General features: G+C 71.7%; 16 protein-coding genes. 7 read left to right on the top strand and 9 right to left on the bottom strand.

What is annotated here, in order from left to right:
- Nucleotides 1–35 precede the first annotated feature (35 nt).
- The 5 genes from ACWGO8_RS14965 to ACWGO8_RS14945 all read right to left on the bottom strand — a co-directional run bounded on the left by ACWGO8_RS14965 (nt 36) and on the right by ACWGO8_RS14945 (nt 4,271).
- Nucleotides 36–956 (bottom strand): cation diffusion facilitator family transporter, encoded by a 921-nt coding sequence (locus ACWGO8_RS14965; protein ID WP_376955410.1) that lies wholly within the window; start codon nt 954–956, stop codon nt 36–38.
- A gap of 58 nt (nt 957–1,014) precedes the next feature.
- On the bottom strand, nt 1,015–1,635 hold the full coding sequence (gene rdgB, locus ACWGO8_RS14960) for an RdgB/HAM1 family non-canonical purine NTP pyrophosphatase (RefSeq protein WP_452043823.1): 621 nt from the start codon (nt 1,633–1,635) through the stop codon (nt 1,015–1,017).
- Complete coding sequence (gene rph, locus ACWGO8_RS14955; RefSeq protein WP_376955418.1) at nt 1,632–2,423, bottom strand: ribonuclease PH; 792 nt, start codon at nt 2,421–2,423, stop codon at nt 1,632–1,634. Before rph ends, rdgB begins: the two co-directional genes overlap by 4 nt.
- Before the next feature lie 76 nt (nt 2,424–2,499).
- The gene (gene murI / locus ACWGO8_RS14950; RefSeq protein WP_452043822.1) at nt 2,500–3,333 is read right to left on the bottom strand and encodes a glutamate racemase; all 834 of its coding nucleotides are present in this window, start codon (nt 3,331–3,333) and stop codon (nt 2,500–2,502) included.
- Nucleotides 3,334–3,344: 11 nt separating this feature from the next.
- Nucleotides 3,345–4,271 carry a LysR family transcriptional regulator gene (locus ACWGO8_RS14945; protein ID WP_452043821.1) on the bottom strand — a complete coding sequence of 309 codons (927 nt, stop codon included), beginning with the start codon at nt 4,269–4,271 and terminating at the stop codon, nt 3,345–3,347.
- 68 nt (nt 4,272–4,339) lie between these two features.
- Between ACWGO8_RS14945 and ACWGO8_RS14940 the strand changes: the two genes are divergently transcribed.
- A complete protein-coding gene (locus tag ACWGO8_RS14940; protein ID WP_452043820.1) occupies nt 4,340–5,251 on the top strand; it encodes an EamA family transporter in 912 nt (303 codons plus the stop codon).
- Complete coding sequence (locus ACWGO8_RS14935; RefSeq protein ID WP_452043819.1) at nt 5,248–6,567, top strand: nicotinate phosphoribosyltransferase; 1,320 nt, start codon at nt 5,248–5,250, stop codon at nt 6,565–6,567. The genes ACWGO8_RS14940 and ACWGO8_RS14935 overlap by 4 nt, the downstream gene beginning before the upstream one ends.
- A gap of 21 nt (nt 6,568–6,588) precedes the next feature.
- Here ACWGO8_RS14935 and ACWGO8_RS14930 read toward each other — a convergent pair whose 3' ends face one another.
- The 3 genes from ACWGO8_RS14930 to ACWGO8_RS14920 form a co-directional block, all read right to left on the bottom strand.
- The gene (locus ACWGO8_RS14930; protein WP_376955424.1) at nt 6,589–6,876 is read right to left on the bottom strand and encodes a DUF3039 domain-containing protein; all 288 of its coding nucleotides are present in this window, start codon (nt 6,874–6,876) and stop codon (nt 6,589–6,591) included.
- A gap of 74 nt (nt 6,877–6,950) precedes the next feature.
- Nucleotides 6,951–8,525 carry a hypothetical protein gene (locus tag ACWGO8_RS14925; RefSeq protein ID WP_452043818.1) on the bottom strand — a complete coding sequence of 525 codons (1,575 nt, stop codon included), beginning with the start codon at nt 8,523–8,525 and terminating at the stop codon, nt 6,951–6,953.
- Nucleotides 8,526–8,660: 135 nt separating this feature from the next.
- Nucleotides 8,661–10,337, bottom strand: a complete 1,677-nt coding sequence (locus ACWGO8_RS14920) for an ATP-binding cassette domain-containing protein (RefSeq protein ID WP_452043817.1) — start codon at nt 10,335–10,337, stop codon at nt 8,661–8,663.
- 61 nt (nt 10,338–10,398) lie between these two features.
- Here ACWGO8_RS14920 and ACWGO8_RS14915 point away from each other — a divergent pair, with 61 nt between their 5' ends.
- On the top strand, nt 10,399–10,938 hold the full coding sequence (locus tag ACWGO8_RS14915; RefSeq protein WP_452043816.1) for a hypothetical protein: 540 nt from the start codon (nt 10,399–10,401) through the stop codon (nt 10,936–10,938).
- A gap of 280 nt (nt 10,939–11,218) precedes the next feature.
- Nucleotides 11,219–11,908 (top strand): phosphocholine cytidylyltransferase family protein, encoded by a 690-nt coding sequence (locus tag ACWGO8_RS14910; RefSeq protein ID WP_376955430.1) that lies wholly within the window; start codon nt 11,219–11,221, stop codon nt 11,906–11,908.
- 55 nt (nt 11,909–11,963) lie between these two features.
- On the opposite strand, the gene ACWGO8_RS14905 is transcribed toward ACWGO8_RS14910, so the two are convergent.
- On the bottom strand, nt 11,964–12,524 hold the full coding sequence (locus tag ACWGO8_RS14905; protein WP_452043815.1) for an ECF transporter S component: 561 nt from the start codon (nt 12,522–12,524) through the stop codon (nt 11,964–11,966).
- Nucleotides 12,525–12,625: 101 nt separating this feature from the next.
- Here ACWGO8_RS14905 and ACWGO8_RS14900 point away from each other — a divergent pair, with 101 nt between their 5' ends.
- The 3 genes from ACWGO8_RS14900 to ACWGO8_RS14890 all read left to right on the top strand — a co-directional run bounded on the left by ACWGO8_RS14900 (nt 12,626) and on the right by ACWGO8_RS14890 (nt 14,908).
- On the top strand, nt 12,626–13,444 hold the full coding sequence (locus tag ACWGO8_RS14900; RefSeq protein ID WP_452043814.1) for an ABC transporter permease: 819 nt from the start codon (nt 12,626–12,628) through the stop codon (nt 13,442–13,444).
- The gene (locus ACWGO8_RS14895) at nt 13,444–14,217 is read left to right on the top strand and encodes an ABC transporter ATP-binding protein (RefSeq protein WP_376955435.1); all 774 of its coding nucleotides are present in this window, start codon (nt 13,444–13,446) and stop codon (nt 14,215–14,217) included. The genes ACWGO8_RS14900 and ACWGO8_RS14895 overlap by 1 nt, the downstream gene beginning before the upstream one ends.
- 103 nt (nt 14,218–14,320) lie before the next feature.
- Nucleotides 14,321–14,908 (top strand): VOC family protein, encoded by a 588-nt coding sequence (locus tag ACWGO8_RS14890; protein WP_452043813.1) that lies wholly within the window; start codon nt 14,321–14,323, stop codon nt 14,906–14,908.
- Nucleotides 14,909–14,965: the final 57 nt, after the last annotated feature.

Here is a 14,965-nt window from a genome sequence, read left to right as displayed (position 1 = left end):
GCGGCTGCGTCGGAGCGCGACCGTCGCGGCATCCGCTACGGATGCTGCGGCTGCTCCTGCTCGGCACGGCCGGCCGGCTCGAGCTGGAACGTGGAGTGCGCGACGTCGAAGTGCTCGGCGAGGCATCCGCCCAGCTCGTCGAGGAGCTCGCCCGCGCGCCCCGACTCGAAGACCTCGGGCTCGACCTCGACGTGCGCGCTGAACACCGGCGACCCCGAGGTGATCTGCCACACGTGCACGTCGTGCACGGCGACGACGCCCGCCGTGCCGAGCAGGTGCTCGCGGATCTCGGCCACGTCGGTGTCGGCGGGCGCCGACTCGAAGAGCACGTGCATGACGTCGCGCAGGAGCGAGAGCGCCCGCGGCACGATGAGCACGGCGATGAGGAGCGACGCGATGGGGTCGGCCGCGTCGAAGCCCGTCGTGACGATCACGAGGGCGGCGATGATCACGAGCCCCGACCCGATGAGGTCGCCGAGCACCTCGAGGTAGGCGCCGCGCATGTTGATCGACTCCTTCGCGCCGCTGCGCAGCACGAGCATGGCCGCGACGTTCGCGAGGAGGCCGATGACCGCGATGACGAGCATCGGCACGCCCTGCACCTCGTGCGCCTCGCCCTCGGCGCCGCTCATCAACCGTCCGATCGCCGAGACGGCCACCGACACCGACACGACGAGCAGGATGACGCCGTTCACGAGCGCCCCGAGCACCTCCGCCCGCCGGTACCCGTAGGTCTGCCGGTCGGTCGCGGGCCGCGCCGCGACGATCGCCGCCACGAGCGCGACGACGAGGCCGATGAGGTCGCTCGCCATGTGCCCCGCGTCGGCGAGCAGTGCCAGCGAGCCGCTCAGGATGCCGCCGACGACCTGCACCACCAGGAACGCGCCGATGATCGCCATCGCCACCACGATGCGACCGCGGTGCGAGGGGACCTCATGGGTGTGCGAGTGTGCCATCCCCTCCAGCGTAGGCGCGGACGCCGCGACCGGCCCGTGATGGGAATGAGACGCGTTCTCAGGCGGGCAGCAGCGCAGCGATCCGCTCGAGTTCGGGCAGTAGCTCGGCGAATGCGCGGGCGCGGTGGCTCCGCGCGTCCTTCTCCGCGGGCTGCAGCTCGGCCGCCGTCACCTCGAGGCCCTCGGGCTCGAAGATCGGGTCGTAGCCGAAGCCGTTCGATCCGCGCGGCTCGTACGCGAGCGTGCCGCGCCAATGGCCCTCGGCGACGTACTCGTGGCCGCCGTCGAGCAGCGTCGGCGGCACCACGAGCGCGATCGTGCAGCGGAACTCCGCGCCGCGGTGCGGGCGGGAGATGTCCGAGACCTGGTCGAGCAGCAGGCGCACGTTCGCCTCGTCGCCGGCGGTGTGACCCGCCCAGCGCGCGGAGAGGATGCCGGGCGCGGCGCCGAGCACGTCGACCACGATGCCCGAGTCGTCGGCGAGCGCGATGCGCCCGGTGTGCTCCGCGGCGCGGCGCGCCTTGATGAGGGCGTTCTCGGCGAAGGTGACGCCGTCCTCCACGGGCTCGGGACCGTCGTACTCGTGCACGACGGCCTGCGGCATCCGCTCGCCGATGATGCGCTGGAACTCGCGCACCTTCTTCGCGTTGTGGCTCGCGAGCACGAACTCGAGGCTCATGCGCCGGCCTGCTCGACGGATGCCGCGAGCGCCGCCTGCTGCAGGCGGGTGAGCTCCGTGGTGCCCGCCAGCGCGAGGTCGAGCAGCGAGTCGAGCTCGCGGCGGTCGAACGGCGCGCCCTCTGCGGTGCCCTGCACCTCGACGAAGAGGCCCCGGCCGGTGGCGACGACGTTCATGTCGGTCTCGGCGCGCACGTCCTCGACGTAGGCGAGGTCGAGCATCGGCGTTCCGTCGATGATGCCCACGGAGACGGCAGACACCGTGTCGATCAGCGGCTTCGCGCGCTGGCCGATGAACTTCCGCTCGCGCGCCCATTCGATCGCGTCGGCGAGCGCGATGTAGGCGCCCGTGATGGCGGCGGTGCGCGTGCCGCCGTCGGCCTGCAGCACGTCGCAGTCGAGCTGGATGGTGTTCTCGCCGAGGCCCTTGGTGTCGACGACGGCGCGCAGGCTGCGTCCGATGAGGCGGCTGATCTCGTGCGTGCGGCCGCCGATGCGGCCCTTGACGGACTCGCGGTCGTTGCGGGTGTTCGTCGAGCGGGGCAGCATCGCGTACTCGGCGGTGACCCAGCCGCGGCCCTTGCCGGTCATCCAGCGCGGCACGCCGTTCGTGAACGACGCCGTGCACAGCACCTTCGTGCCGCCGAACGAGATGAGCGCGCTGCCCTCGGCGTGGGTGCTCCAGCCGCGCTCGATGGTCACGGGGCGCAGCTCGTCGGGGGCGCGGCCGTCGGCCCGCACCACGTTCGCCGTGCCGCTCGTCGTGCTCGGGTCGGATGCCTCGGTCATGCGTTCTCCTGTCGAAGTGCGGGGTCGAAGTGTGGGTCGAAGATGGAAGTCGGACTGCGGGGTGGAACGGCGTCGCTCAGCGGCTCGACGGCTGCTGGGGAAGGGTGATCACGCCCGTCTGCACGAGCTCGACGCTCGGGATCTCGGGGGCGATGAGGCGGTGGGCGAGGTCGAGGAAGGCGCTCGTCGACTCCCCCGTGGCCTCGTAGCGGTAGCTGGGCTGCGTCGGCGACGTGCGCTCCATGCCGTTGGAGACGAGCACCCGGTACACGTCGTTGGCGGTCTCGACGTCGCTCGACACGAGCGCCACCTGCTCCCCCATGACGTACGAGATCGCGCCCTTGAGGAACGGGTAGTGCGTGCAGCCGAGCACGAGCGTGTCGACGTCCGCCTCCCGCAGCGGCGCGAGGTACTCCTCGGCGACCGACAGCAGTTCGGGCCCGCTGGTGATGCCCGCCTCGACGAACTCCACGAAGCGCGGACACGCCCGCGAGAACAGCTCGAGGTGCGGCGCGGCGGCGAACGCGTCGTCGTAGGCGCGCGACTGCACGGTGCCCACGGTGCCGATCACGCCGACGCGGCCGTTGCGCGTGGTGGCGACGGCGCGGCGCACGGCCGGCTGGATCACCTCGACCACCGGCACGTCATAGCGCTCGCGCGCGTCCCGGAGCATCGCCGACGACGCGGTGTTGCAGGCGATCACGAGCATCTTCACGCCCTGCAGCACGAGGTCGTCGAGCACCGCGAGCGCGTAGCCGCGCACATCGGCGATCTTCTTCGGGCCGTAGGGCGAGTGCTCGAGGTCGCCGATGTAGAGGATCGACTCGTTCGGCAGCTGGTCCTTCACAGCACGGGCGACCGTGAGGCCGCCGACACCGGAGTCGAAGATGCCGATCGGTGCGTCCGTCACGACATCCAAGCTTAGGCGAGCGCCGAGGTCGCGTCGGCCGGGCTGCCGCCGGTTTCCCGAGCCCCCCGGAGCGTGGCGAGCGCCTCCTCCTCGTAGGCGGTTCGAATGGCGCGGGCCACGCGCGAGGCGAACGGATGCCGGTGCCGCCGGTGCCACGCCAGGTGCACCTCGATCGGCGGCGCGTCGTCGATCGGCACGAACACGACGCCCGGGCGCGGGTAGTGGTGCACGGTGCCCTCCGCGGTCACGCCGATCGCGTCGCCCGCCGCGATGAGGTCGAGCCACTCCTCCACGTCGCCCGTCTGCGTCATCGACGGGGCGGGGAGTCCCACCGACGTCCAGAGCTCGGTCGACGTCGTGCCGGTGTTCCGGTCGCCCGCGACGAGGAACGGCACGAGGTCGGCGAGGCCGACCGACGCGCGCTCGGCGAGCGGGTGATCGAACGGCAGGGCGACGACGCGCCGCTCGGTGCCCACGAGCTCGGAGTCCAGCTCGGGGTCGACGCCGTGGCGGAGCACGGCGACGTCGACGAGTCCGTCGTCGAGTCCGCCGTCGCGGCGGTTGAGCCGCACGAGCCGCATGGGGGCGTCGGCGTGCGAGCGGTTCCAGGCGCGCAGCACGGGCGTCGTGTGCGCCCCGAGGGCGGCCCACTGGTAGCCGACGCGGATCACCGAGCGCTCGCCCCGCGCCTCGGCGACGGCGCGATCGAGCTCGGCGAGCACGCGTCGTGCCGTGGCCGCGAACGACGCACCGGCGTCGGTGGGCTCCACGCGCCGGGTGGTGCGGTGCATGAGCCGCGCACCCAGCTCGTGCTCGAGCGCCGCCAATGACCGCGAGACGGCGGCCTGCGACATCCGGAGCCGATCGGCAGCCGCCGTGAACGAGCGCTCCTCGTCGACGGCGACGAGGACCCGGAGTTGGCGAACCTCGATGTCCATGCGCTCAGCGTATCAATCATCGCCGATTGCATTTTTCTTCGCACGAATCCCGGCGTACCGTCGAGGACATGTCACGAGAGCCCATCGCCGCAGCGGCCGTCGTCGGCGGCGCCGCATCGGTGCAGCTCGGCGCGGCACTGGGCGCCACCATCTTCCCGCTCGTGGGACCGAGCGGGGTGGTGGCGCTCCGGCAGTCCGTCGCCGCGGTCGCGCTGCTCGCCGTCGCGCGCCCCCGCCTGCGCGACCTGAGCTGGCGGGCGGTCCGTCCGGCGCTGCTGCTCGGGCTCGTGCTGGTGACCATGAACCTGGCCCTCTACGGCGCGGTGGAGCGCATCGGCCTGGGACTGGCGGTCACGCTCGAGTTCCTCGGCCCCCTCGCCCTCGCACTCGTCGGTTCGCGCCGTCGCGTCGACCTCGTATGCGGGGTCATGGCGGGCCTCGGCGTGGTCCTGCTCACCGGCACCGTGCCCGGCATCGACCTCGTCGGCGTGCTGCTCGCCCTTGTCGCGGCGGCCTCGTGGGCGGCCTACATCGTGCTCAGCAAGCGTGCGGGCCAGTCCCTTCCCGGCGTGCAGGGCACCGCCCTCGCGAGCCTCCTCGCCGCCGTCATCACCTCGCCGCTGCTCGTCATGGCGCTCGCGGGCCTCGCCCCCGAGGAGCTCGCGCACGTGCTCCTCATCGGCCTGGCGATCGGCATCCTGTCATCGGCGCTCCCCTACTCGATCGACCTGCTCGTGCTCCGGCGCCTGCCGCAGCAGCTCTTCAGCGTGCTCCAGAGCGTGCAGCCGGCCGCCGCGGCGCTCGCGGGGTTCGTGCTGCTCGGGCAGGCGCTCGGCGCGTGGCAGCTCGTCGGACTCGGCCTCATCTCGCTCGGAAACGTGATCGCCGTGAGCCGTCCGAATCGTGCGACGCGGGCGGCGCACACGCCTCGCACGCGCGCGTCGGGCAACCGGAGGTTGACCACTAGGCTGACCGTGTGACCGGGTCAGCTGCGCTCTTCACCGACCGATACGAGCTCACGATGGTGGATGCCGCGCTGCGCGACGGCACCGCCCACCGCGAGAGCCTGTTCGAGGCGTTCGCCCGGCGCCTGCCCGACGGGCGACGATACGGCGTCGTCGCCGGCACCGGACGGCTGCTCGAGCTCATCGACCGGTTCCGCTTCGAGGACGCCGAGCTCGAATGGCTCGGCGAGAACCGGGTCGTGCGGCCCGAGACGCTCGACTGGCTCGCCGACTACCGCTTCCGCGGCGACATCTGGGGCTACCGCGAGGGCGAGGCGTACTTCCCCGGCTCCCCGCTCCTCACGATCCAGGCGAGCTTCGCCGAGGCGGTCATGCTCGAGACGGTGGTGCTCTCCACGCTCAACTACGACTCGTCGGTCGCGAGCGCGGCCGCGCGCATGGTCTCGGTCGCGCTCGGGCGTCCGATCGCCGAGATGGGATCGCGTCGCACGAGCGAGTCGGCGGCGATCGCCGCGGCCAGGGCCGCCTACATCTCGGGGTTCGACGCGACGTCGAACCTCGAGGCGGGCCGCACCTGGGGCATCCCGACCATGGGCACCGCCGCGCACGCGTTCACGCTGCTGCACGACAGCGAGGAGGCCGCGTTCCGCGCCCAGGTCGAGGCCTTCGGACCCAAGACCACGCTGCTCATCGACACGTACGACATCACCCGCGGCGTCGAGCTCGCGGTGCAGGTGGCCGGCCCCGAGCTCGGCGCGGTGCGCATCGACTCGGGCGACCTGCCGACCGTGGTCACCGCCGTGCGCGAGCAGCTCGACACGCTCGGCGCCGTGAACACGCGCATCACCGTGACGAGCGACCTCGACGAGTTCACCATCGCCGGGCTCTCGGCCGCGCCCGTCGACTCCTACGGCGTCGGCACCGCGGTCGTGACCGGCTCGGGCTCCCCGGCCGCCGGCATGGTCTACAAGCTCGTCGCGCGCCGCGACGACGCCGGCGAGTGGGTCGCCGTGGCGAAGGCATCGTCGCACAAGATCAGCGTCGGCGGACGCAAGAACGCCGCACGACGGCTCGACTCGACCCGCACCGCGCGCGAGGAGCTCGTGTTCGTCGGCGACGGCCCCGAGGGCGAGGCCGAGTTCGAGCCCGGCAGCGAACTGCGCCCCCTCATGGTGCACCTGGTGCAGGACGGCGTCGCGGACCCCGCCTTCCTCGGGCCCGAGGGCACGCGCGCGGCGCGGGCGCACCGCGCCGAGGTCATGCAGGAGCTGCCGATCGAGGCGTTCCGCCTCGGGCGCGGCGAGCCGGTGATCCCGACGACCTACCGCTAGGCAGCCCGCGCCCGCTGCGCGCTATTCGGAGCGCAAGCGCTCGTAGATCTCCTTGCACGTCGGGCAGACCGGGAACTTGTCGGGGTCGCGTCCGGGCGTCCACTTCTTGCCGCACAGCGCCTTGACGGGCTTGCCCGTGACGGCCGACTCGAGGATCTGCTCCTTCTTCACGTAGTGCGCGAAGCGATCGTGGTCGCCCGGGTCGAGCGACTCCTCCTCGAGGAGCTTCTCGAGCTCCCGGTCGAGCACGTCGGTGCCTCCGCCGGGTGCGTCGGGGTCGGCGATGCTCGCGCGTACGGGATCGATCATGCGCTCGATTCTACGCGGGGATGCCACGGGGTCGGCCGGTCGCGGATGACCGGCTCGCGGCATCCGCCCGCCTGCTACGCGCGCAGCGCGGCCGCGAGGATCTCGGGACCGCGGCGGTCGAACACGCGCCCGCCGAGGGCGATGCCGGCCGCGAGCACGACGACGCCGAGGCCGAGGCCCGCCGCGAACGAGGCCATGTACCACGAGGGGTCGTCGAGCAGCCCGAGCGCGGCGAACGCGACCGCCGGCGCGGCGATGAGCAGCGAGCCGAGCATCGTGAACGACTGCACGAGCGCGGTGACGGCCCCGGTCGACTGGGGCTGCTGGAACGGGCTGTCGCCGGGCTTCACCGCGGGATACGGGAACCGGGCCGAGATGATGGAGCTCACGCCGAGTCCGCCGAGGAGCAGGGCCGCGCTCACGCCGACGAGCGCCGGAAGCAGCCGCCAGTCGTCGAGCACGAACACCGTGACCGCCCCGCCGAGCCCGATCACGATCACGCCGGCGATGAGCACGGGCACGAGCCGCCCGGCGCGGTCGGCCGCGCCGCGCACGCCCGAGACCGTGTGCAGCCACACGGCCGTGCTGTCGAAGGCGGTGTCGTTGTGCAGCGACCAGCCGAGTAGCAGGCACATGAGCGGCACCGGGATGAGCGCCGTGTACTGCAGCGGGATGCCGGCGACGCCGAGCGGCACGATCACGAGGAGCGGCACGATCGGCACCATGATGAACGACACCCAGTAGCGTGCGTCGCGGAACCAGTACGTGAGGCTGCGCGCGGCGACGGCGCCGGTGGCCGTGTGGGGCACCCGGTCGAACCAGCCGAGGCCGCGGTAGCTGCGGGCGGATGCCTCGCGACCGGGCGTGACCAGCATCTTCACGACGAGCGCCTGCCACGCGAGCCAGATGGCGCCGAGCGTCGCGGCCGCGATGAGGAACTTCAGGATCGCGGGACCCCAGTCGCCGGCGGCGGCGTCACCGGGCGCCGCGAAGGCCGCGCCGAGCGGGGTCCAGCCCACGACGGCGGCGAACGACTCGAGCACTCGCAGCCCCGAGTTCGCCCAGTCCAGCGTGACGAGCACGACGATGACCGGCGAGAGCAGCACCACGAGCAGCACGCCGAGCACGCCGCTCACCTCGCGAGCGCGACGGGTCGCAAGCAGCACGGATGCCACGCCGGTCGTGACCCGCGCGATCAGGATGCACGTGCCGAGCGCCAGCAGTGCGGCGAGGAGGGCGAAGAGCGTCTCGCCGACGCCGCGCGACCAGGTCACCACCGTGCCGGCGAGCACGATCGCGAGCACGAAGGCGGGGATGCCGATGAAGGCGGCCAGCGCGAGGCCGAGTGCGAGCGTGCGGTCGGGCAGTCCGAAGAGCGCGAAGCGGCGTGGATCCATGGTGTCGTCGACGCCGAACGCGAGCGGGAAGATCACGAAGCCCACGACCACGGCGGCGCCCACGATCGTGAACACGTCGCGGATCACCTCGACGTCGTCGACGAAACGCAGGCCGAGGAGCGTGAGGAACAGGATCGTGGCGAGGCCGACGCCGTACACGAGTCCGAGCGAGATGCCCACGACCTGCCAGGGGCTGCGCCGGAAGATGTTGCCCAGCAGCCGCAGCTTCAGTCGCAGGAACTGCGCGGTCATCCCCCGCTGCTTCACCGGCTTCACCGGAGCAGCGGGCCGTTCGGTCGTCGTCGCCTGCGTCATCCCCGCGAACACCCCGCGTTCCCTCTCACGTTCAGTGGTCGTCTCACGTTCAGTGGTCGTCCGTGGCTGCGCTCACTCGGAGAAGCTGTGCAGCCACTCCATGCCCTCGGCAGCCTTGCGCCCGCCGGCGAGCTCGACGAAGCGGTCCTCGAGGGTCTGCCCGGCGCGCACCTCGTCGAGCGTGCCGGATGCGAGCACCCGACCGCCGACGATGATCGCCGCGGAGTCGCACACGCGCTCGATGAGGTCCATGCCGTGGCTCGACAGCAGCACCGTGCCGCCGCCCTCGACGAAGCGCTCGAGGATGTCGGTGAGGTTCGCGGCCGACACCGGGTCGACCGACTCGAACGGCTCGTCGAGCACGAGCAGCCTCGGCGCGTGGATCATCGCGCACGCGAGCGCGACCTTCTTCGTCATGCCGGCGGAGTAGTCGGCGACGAGGCGGTCGACGGCGTCCTCGAGGCCGAACGCGGCGATGAGGTCGGCGCTGCGGTCGCGCACCGTGCGGTCGTCGAGCCCCCGCAGCGCGCCCGAGTAGTACAGCAGCTGCGCGCCCGTGAGCCGGTCGAAGAGGCGGAGCCGGTCGGGCAGCGCGCCCGTCAGGCGCTTGGCCGCCCGCGGGTCGCCCCACGCGTCGACGCCGTGGATCCGCACGGTTCCAGCGTCGGGCCGCAGCAGGCCCGTCACCATCGACAGGGTCGTGGTCTTGCCGGCGCCGTTCGGGCCGACGATGCCGTAGAACGACCCCGTGCGCACGTCGAGCGAGATGCCGTCGACCGCGGTGGTGTCGCCGAAGCGCTTGATGAGTCCCTGGATCTCGAGCACGCGCGGTGCGTCCGCCGGCGGCGCGACACGCGCCACGCGGAGCGTGCGCTTCTTGCGCGGCGCGGGCTTGCGCGGCGCCGCGATCACGGCCACGGCCTGCTCGCCCGTCGCATCGGCGGATTCCTCGTCGCCGTCGAGCGCGGCTCCCGCGACCTCGACGCCGGCGGCGTCGGCGAGCACCTCGTCGAGCGTGAGCGTGGCAGCGGATGCCGCGGCGACGACGTTCCCGGTGGCGGTCTCGGTTTCGGGCTCGATGGCCTCGGTCGCGATTGCGGCGGACTCGGTGGCCTCGGGCTCGGTGGAGTCGAGCTCGGCGAGGGTCGCGTCCTCGGTGACGGGCGGGTTCTCGGTGAGGGACGCGTCCTCGGCGACCGGATCCGTGACGACCGGATCCGTGACGACCGGATCCGTGACGACCGGATCCGCCGGCGTCTCGTCGGCTACATCGGTCACGGGGCCCGCCTCGGCGGTGACCTCGCTCTCGGCGTTCGTCTCGACGACCGGGTCAGCCTCGACGACCGGCTCGGCCTCGAGCTCAGGCTCGACCACAGGAGCGGCCGGCGCCTCGGCGGCGGCTGCGTTCGACGCGGGCTCGGGAGCGCGCGGCGCGGTCGGCGCCGGCTCGGCGATCGCGTCATCGGCGATCGCGGCCGCGGCGACGGCCGCGGCAGTGCGGGCCGCGGCGCTCCGGGCGATCGGACGCTCGCGCGTCGTCTCCTCGGCGGCGCTCTCGGGCGCCGCCGCGTCGGCCGTGGGCGGCACCGCCTTCGCGGCGCCGGGCTTGCGGGTCGCGCGCTCGGCGGCCGTGGTCTCGGTGGTCAGCGACGCCGCGACGCGCTGCGTCTGGCGCTTCGTGCTGGCGGCCGCGGCCGCCCTGCTGCGCTGGGTGGACGTGGAGGCGGCCGAGGCCCGCGCAGCGCGCACGGACTTGGTGGCCTCGCCACGGGCGGACGCCGCCTTCGAGGAGGCGGAACGCGATGCTGTGGTGCGCTTCGAACCCGGGCTCGCGGTGGACGCGGCATCCGACGCGGCATCCGATGCGCCCGACGCGCCCTGCTCGGTGCCTGCGGCGGGTGCCTTCCGAGTCGTCTCGTCGGCCTCGGGCGACGACGGGGCCGTCGCGGCGTTGGTCTTCGACGTGGCCGGCTTGGCTGCAGCCGACTTCGCCGTGGCGGTCTTCGACGCGGCCGTCTTGGACGCCGCCGACTTCGCCGCGGCGTTCTTGGCGGTGGACGCCGTGCGGGCGGTCGTGCTCGTGGTCTCGCCCGACGTGTCATCGGGTCGCGAGCTCGTGCGCCGCGTGGGCGCACCCTCGGAGGCGGCGGCGCGCGATGCTGCGGTCTTCGACGCCGCTCCCTTCGCGGCCGAGGACCGAGCGGTGCGCGACGCGGCTGCGGCGCCCGACTTCGAGGTCGTGGAGCGCGTGGTGCGCTTCGCCGCCGCGCGCGGGGTGCGCGGCGCGCTGGACGGTCCCCCCTCGGCGGACACCCCCGTGCCGGTGCCTTCGGGAGCTTCGTCGTCGTGATCGGAGCGCGAAACGGAAGTCACCCAGACAACCTACCAACCGCGACCCGCGTAACCCAGTCGGGGCGTCATGCGACGCGCGGAGGAAGCTGTGGGTTTCCTGAGTGTCGCATCACGATCGCACTACGACGTCGGGCTCGGCTCGTTCCGCGAAGGGGCCGCCCGGTACCCTGTATATCGGCATAACGGCGTGTCCACATGTGAACTTCCGGATGAACGACGGGTGAAGAATCGGCGAGGGGCCGATCGCCCGCGGCATCCGTCCACCATAAGGAGATGCAGTGACCCAGATCGTGATTCTGGCAGCCGGCATGGGGAGCCGGCTCGGACGATCCCTCCCCAAACCGCTCACCGAGCTCAGCGACGGCCGCACCATCATGCGCCAGCAGTTCGACAACATCGAGCACGCCTTCGGCAAGGACCCGAACGTGACGATCGTCGTCGGCTACAAGCTCGAGCACATCATCGAGGCGTTCCCGCAGGCGTCCTTCGTCTACAACGAGGAGTACGACCAGACGAACACCTCGAAGAGCCTCATGCGCGCCCTCGCGGCGTCGCAGGCGGGCGGCGTGCTCTGGATGAACGGCGACGTCGTGTTCGACCCGCGCATCCTCGACCGCGCCCTGCCGCTCATCGAGCGCGACCAGTCGTTCGTGACGGTCAACACCGCGAAGGTGTCCGACGAGGAGGTCAAGTACACGACCACCGCCGAGGGCTACATCAAGGAGCTCTCGAAGACCGTCAGGGGCGGTCTCGGCGAGGCCGTCGGCATCAACTACGTGTCGAGCCGCGACAAGGCCGCGCTCCTCGCGTTCCTGCAGCGCGTGGGCGACCAGGACTACTTCGAGCGCGGCATCGAGCTCGCCATCGAGAAGCAGGGCATGCTCGTCGAGCCGATGGACATCTCCGACCTCTACGCGGTCGAGATCGACTTCGCCGAAGACCTGGAGCGTGCGAACCACTTCGTGTGATCGCAGCACCACAGCAGTGGAGAGCGGATGCCCGACGGCATCCGCTCTTCGCGTCTCAGCCGGCGTTCTGCGTGTCGCCCACCGACTGCCGGGCTACGCCCGCCTTCGCCAGCCGTGCGGCGATGACGCGGCCGAGCCACGTGAAGAAGACCGGGCTCGCGACGAACAGCGCGAGGTAGAGCACCCAGGCCCACGGCGCGTAGTGCTCGGCGCCGAGCACGACGAACGTGCCGACGGCGAGCGCCACGCCCGCGAAGCCGGCGGCGAGGTAGTAGAGCCACGGACTCCAGTTGCGGTACCGGGTGACGAGGAACGGCAGCTCGAGCAGGGCGCCGACGAGCAGGCCGGTGCCGACGAAGCGCCAGATCCAGAGCGGCGCGAACGCGGCGCCGACGAGTCCCGCGATGAAGCCGGCCAGCACGGCGACGCCCGGACGGCGCAGCAGCGCGAGGGCGACGGCGCTCGGGAGGAAATGCGTGCCGATCGTGAGCCCGTAGAGCACGGGGATGAACGCCGCGAACGCCGCGGCGAGGTATCCGGATGCCCCGGCCACGAGTCCCCCGGCGACGCCGATCGCGGCGCAGCTGAGGAGCACACGGGTGCTGGTGCGGTGCACGACACTCCTTCCGACCGGGCGCGGCCGTACGACCGGGCGCAGCACGCGCCGCCCGCCTGCTTTCAAACCTACCGCCGCATGGCCTCTACGATGAGATCGTGATGAGCGCGGTATCCGTCGGGAGTGCTGGAGACACGCATCCGCTCCAGCGGACGCCGTGGATCCGCTACCGGCACTCCCTCTGGCTCCTCACGACTCGCGACCTGAAGGTGCGCTACTCCACCTCGGCGCTGGGCTACTTCTGGTCGATCCTCGACCCGCTCGTGATGGCCGGCATCTACTGGTTCGTGTTCACGCAGGTGTTCCACCGGCCCGTCGGCACCGAGCCGTACATCGTGTTCCTGCTCGCGGCGCTGCTCCCCTGGATGTGGTTCAACGGGGCGGTCTCCGACTCGACCCGGGCCTTCCTGAAGGACGCGAAGCTCGTGCGGTCGACGATGATCCCGCGCACGATCTGGGTGAATCGCATCGTGCTGTCGAAGGGGATCGAGTTCCTGCTCTCGCTGCCGGTGCTCGCCCTCTTCGTGATCTTCTCGCCCGGGGCGAAGGTGGGGTGGGAGCTCGTGTTCTTCCCGCTCGCGATCCTGCTCCAGGCGATCCTCACGTGCGGGGTGGCGCTCATCGTCGCGCCGCTCGTGGTGTTCTTCCGCGACCTCGAGCGCGCGGTGAAGCTCGTCCTGCGCTTCCTCTTCTACGCGTCGCCGATCATCTACGGCGTCGAGAACCTGCCCGAGCAGCTCCACGTCTGGGCCGCGTTCAACCCCCTCTCCGGCATCTTCGGCCTCTACCGCGCCGGCTTCTTCCCGCAGGAGCTCGACTGGTTCAACGTCGTGATCTCGGCCCTGATGTCGCTCGCCCTGCTCGGCATCGGACTCCTCGTCTTCCGCGGCAGCGTGCGCCAGGTGCTGAAGGAGATCTGATGACGGATGCCGCAGCCGCCGCCCTCGCGGCGACCGAGACGTACGCGATCCGGGCCGAGGGGCTCGGCATCCGCTTCCGCCGGAACCGGCGCGGCCGCCGGTCGTTCAAGGACCTGCTGGCCGGACGCCGCCGCCGCACGCGGCCCGGCGAGTTCTGGGCGCTCCGGAACCTCACGATCGAGGTGCGGCCCGGCGAGGCGATCGGCGTGGTCGGGCGCAACGGCCAGGGCAAGTCGACGCTCCTGAAGCTCGTGGCGGGCGTCATGATGCCCGACGAGGGCCGCGTCGTGGTCACCGGCGGCGTCGCCCCGCTCATCGAGATCACCGGCGGGTTCGTCGACGACCTGACCGTGCGCGACAACGTCTACCTGACGGCCGGGCTGCACGGCATGACCCGATCGCAGATCGATGCGAAGTTCGACGGGATCATCGGGTTCGCCGACATCGCGGACTTCCTCGACACGCCCTACAAGCACCTGTCGAGCGGCATGAAGGTGCGCATCGCGTTCGCCGTGATCTCGCAGCTCGAGGAGCCGATCATCCTCGTCGACGAGGTGCTCGCGGTCGGCGACAAGGCCTTCCGCGAGAAGTGCTACAAGCGCATCGAGGAGCTCCTGGCCGGCGGCCGGACGCTCTTCTTCGTGTCGCACAACGAACGCGACCTGCGGCGGTTCTGCACGCGGGGCCTCTACCTCGACAAGGGTGCGCTCGTGCTCGACGGGCCCATCGACGACGTGCTCGAGCGCTACAACGCCGAGCACGGCACGACCTAGGCCTCGTTCCCCCGACGACGTCCTCGGATGCCCGGGCGTACCATGGCGGCTGAGGCGGCTGAGGGCGGCTGAGGCGGCTGAGGCGGCTGAGGGGAGGTCGGCGATGGCCGATCCGGTCGGCGACATCATCGGGGACTACCGGGCGTTCACGTCGCAGCAGCACGATCGACTGCTCGCCCGGGGCATCGACATCGCGCCCTACGAGCTGGGCCACCTCGCCGTCCGCGTGGCGGAGTGGGACCAGTACCTGCACCTGCGGACCCTGCTCGAGCGCCACTCGACCGCCAACGTGGAGGGCGTCTGGAACGGCCGCCCGATGTCCATGCTCCTGCTGGCCGAGCCGCTCGAGGTCCTCGACGGTCAGCAGATCCCGCTCATCGAGCTCATCCCGCCCGTGCACCAGCGCGTCTACAAGATGGGCATGGAGCACTTCGGCGTGGTCGTCGGCGAGGACGTCGACGCGTTCTCCCGCGAGCATCGGGAGGTGCTCACCGGCCAGCAGTTCCAGAATCGGTGGAACGAGCCGTACTACGTCCTGTTCGAGGACTTCACGCACGTGAAGTTCCACCGCCGCCCACTGCGCGAGGTGATCGAGCTGCAGGGCGGGGCGTTCGACGGCATCCACCACGTCGAGGGCTGGGTCCCCCAGCGGCTCGTCACGGCGACGGGCCCGAACCCGCTGCCGCGGTGAGTCGAGCGGCGCATACCGCATCGCGCCCGCACGTGGCCAGCCCGAGCGATCGTCGGG

Source organism: Agromyces sp. NPDC055661, from assembly GCF_053618135.1.
The sequence above is the reverse complement of the archived record's forward strand: the minus strand, read 5'-3'. Positions and strand labels throughout refer to the sequence as shown.

Coding starts and splice junctions, on each gene's coding strand:
- ACWGO8_RS14940 (WP_452043820.1), top strand. CDS start 4,340: ATGTCACGAGAGCCCATCGCCGCAGCGGCCGTCGTCGGCGGCGCCGCA.
- ACWGO8_RS14895 (WP_376955435.1), top strand. CDS start 13,444: ATGACGGATGCCGCAGCCGCCGCCCTCGCGGCGACCGAGACGTACGCG.
- ACWGO8_RS14945 (WP_452043821.1), bottom strand. CDS start 4,271: ATGGACATCGAGGTTCGCCAACTCCGGGTCCTCGTCGCCGTCGACGAG.
- ACWGO8_RS14930 (WP_376955424.1), bottom strand. CDS start 6,876: ATGATCGATCCCGTACGCGCGAGCATCGCCGACCCCGACGCACCCGGC.
- ACWGO8_RS14900 (WP_452043814.1), top strand. CDS start 12,626: ATGAGCGCGGTATCCGTCGGGAGTGCTGGAGACACGCATCCGCTCCAG.
- rdgB (WP_452043823.1), bottom strand. CDS start 1,635: ATGAGCCTCGAGTTCGTGCTCGCGAGCCACAACGCGAAGAAGGTGCGC.
- rph (WP_376955418.1), bottom strand. CDS start 2,423: ATGACCGAGGCATCCGACCCGAGCACGACGAGCGGCACGGCGAACGTG.
- ACWGO8_RS14890 (WP_452043813.1), top strand. CDS start 14,321: ATGGCCGATCCGGTCGGCGACATCATCGGGGACTACCGGGCGTTCACG.
- ACWGO8_RS14965 (WP_376955410.1), bottom strand. CDS start 956: ATGGCACACTCGCACACCCATGAGGTCCCCTCGCACCGCGGTCGCATC.
- ACWGO8_RS14925 (WP_452043818.1), bottom strand. CDS start 8,525: ATGACCGCGCAGTTCCTGCGACTGAAGCTGCGGCTGCTGGGCAACATC.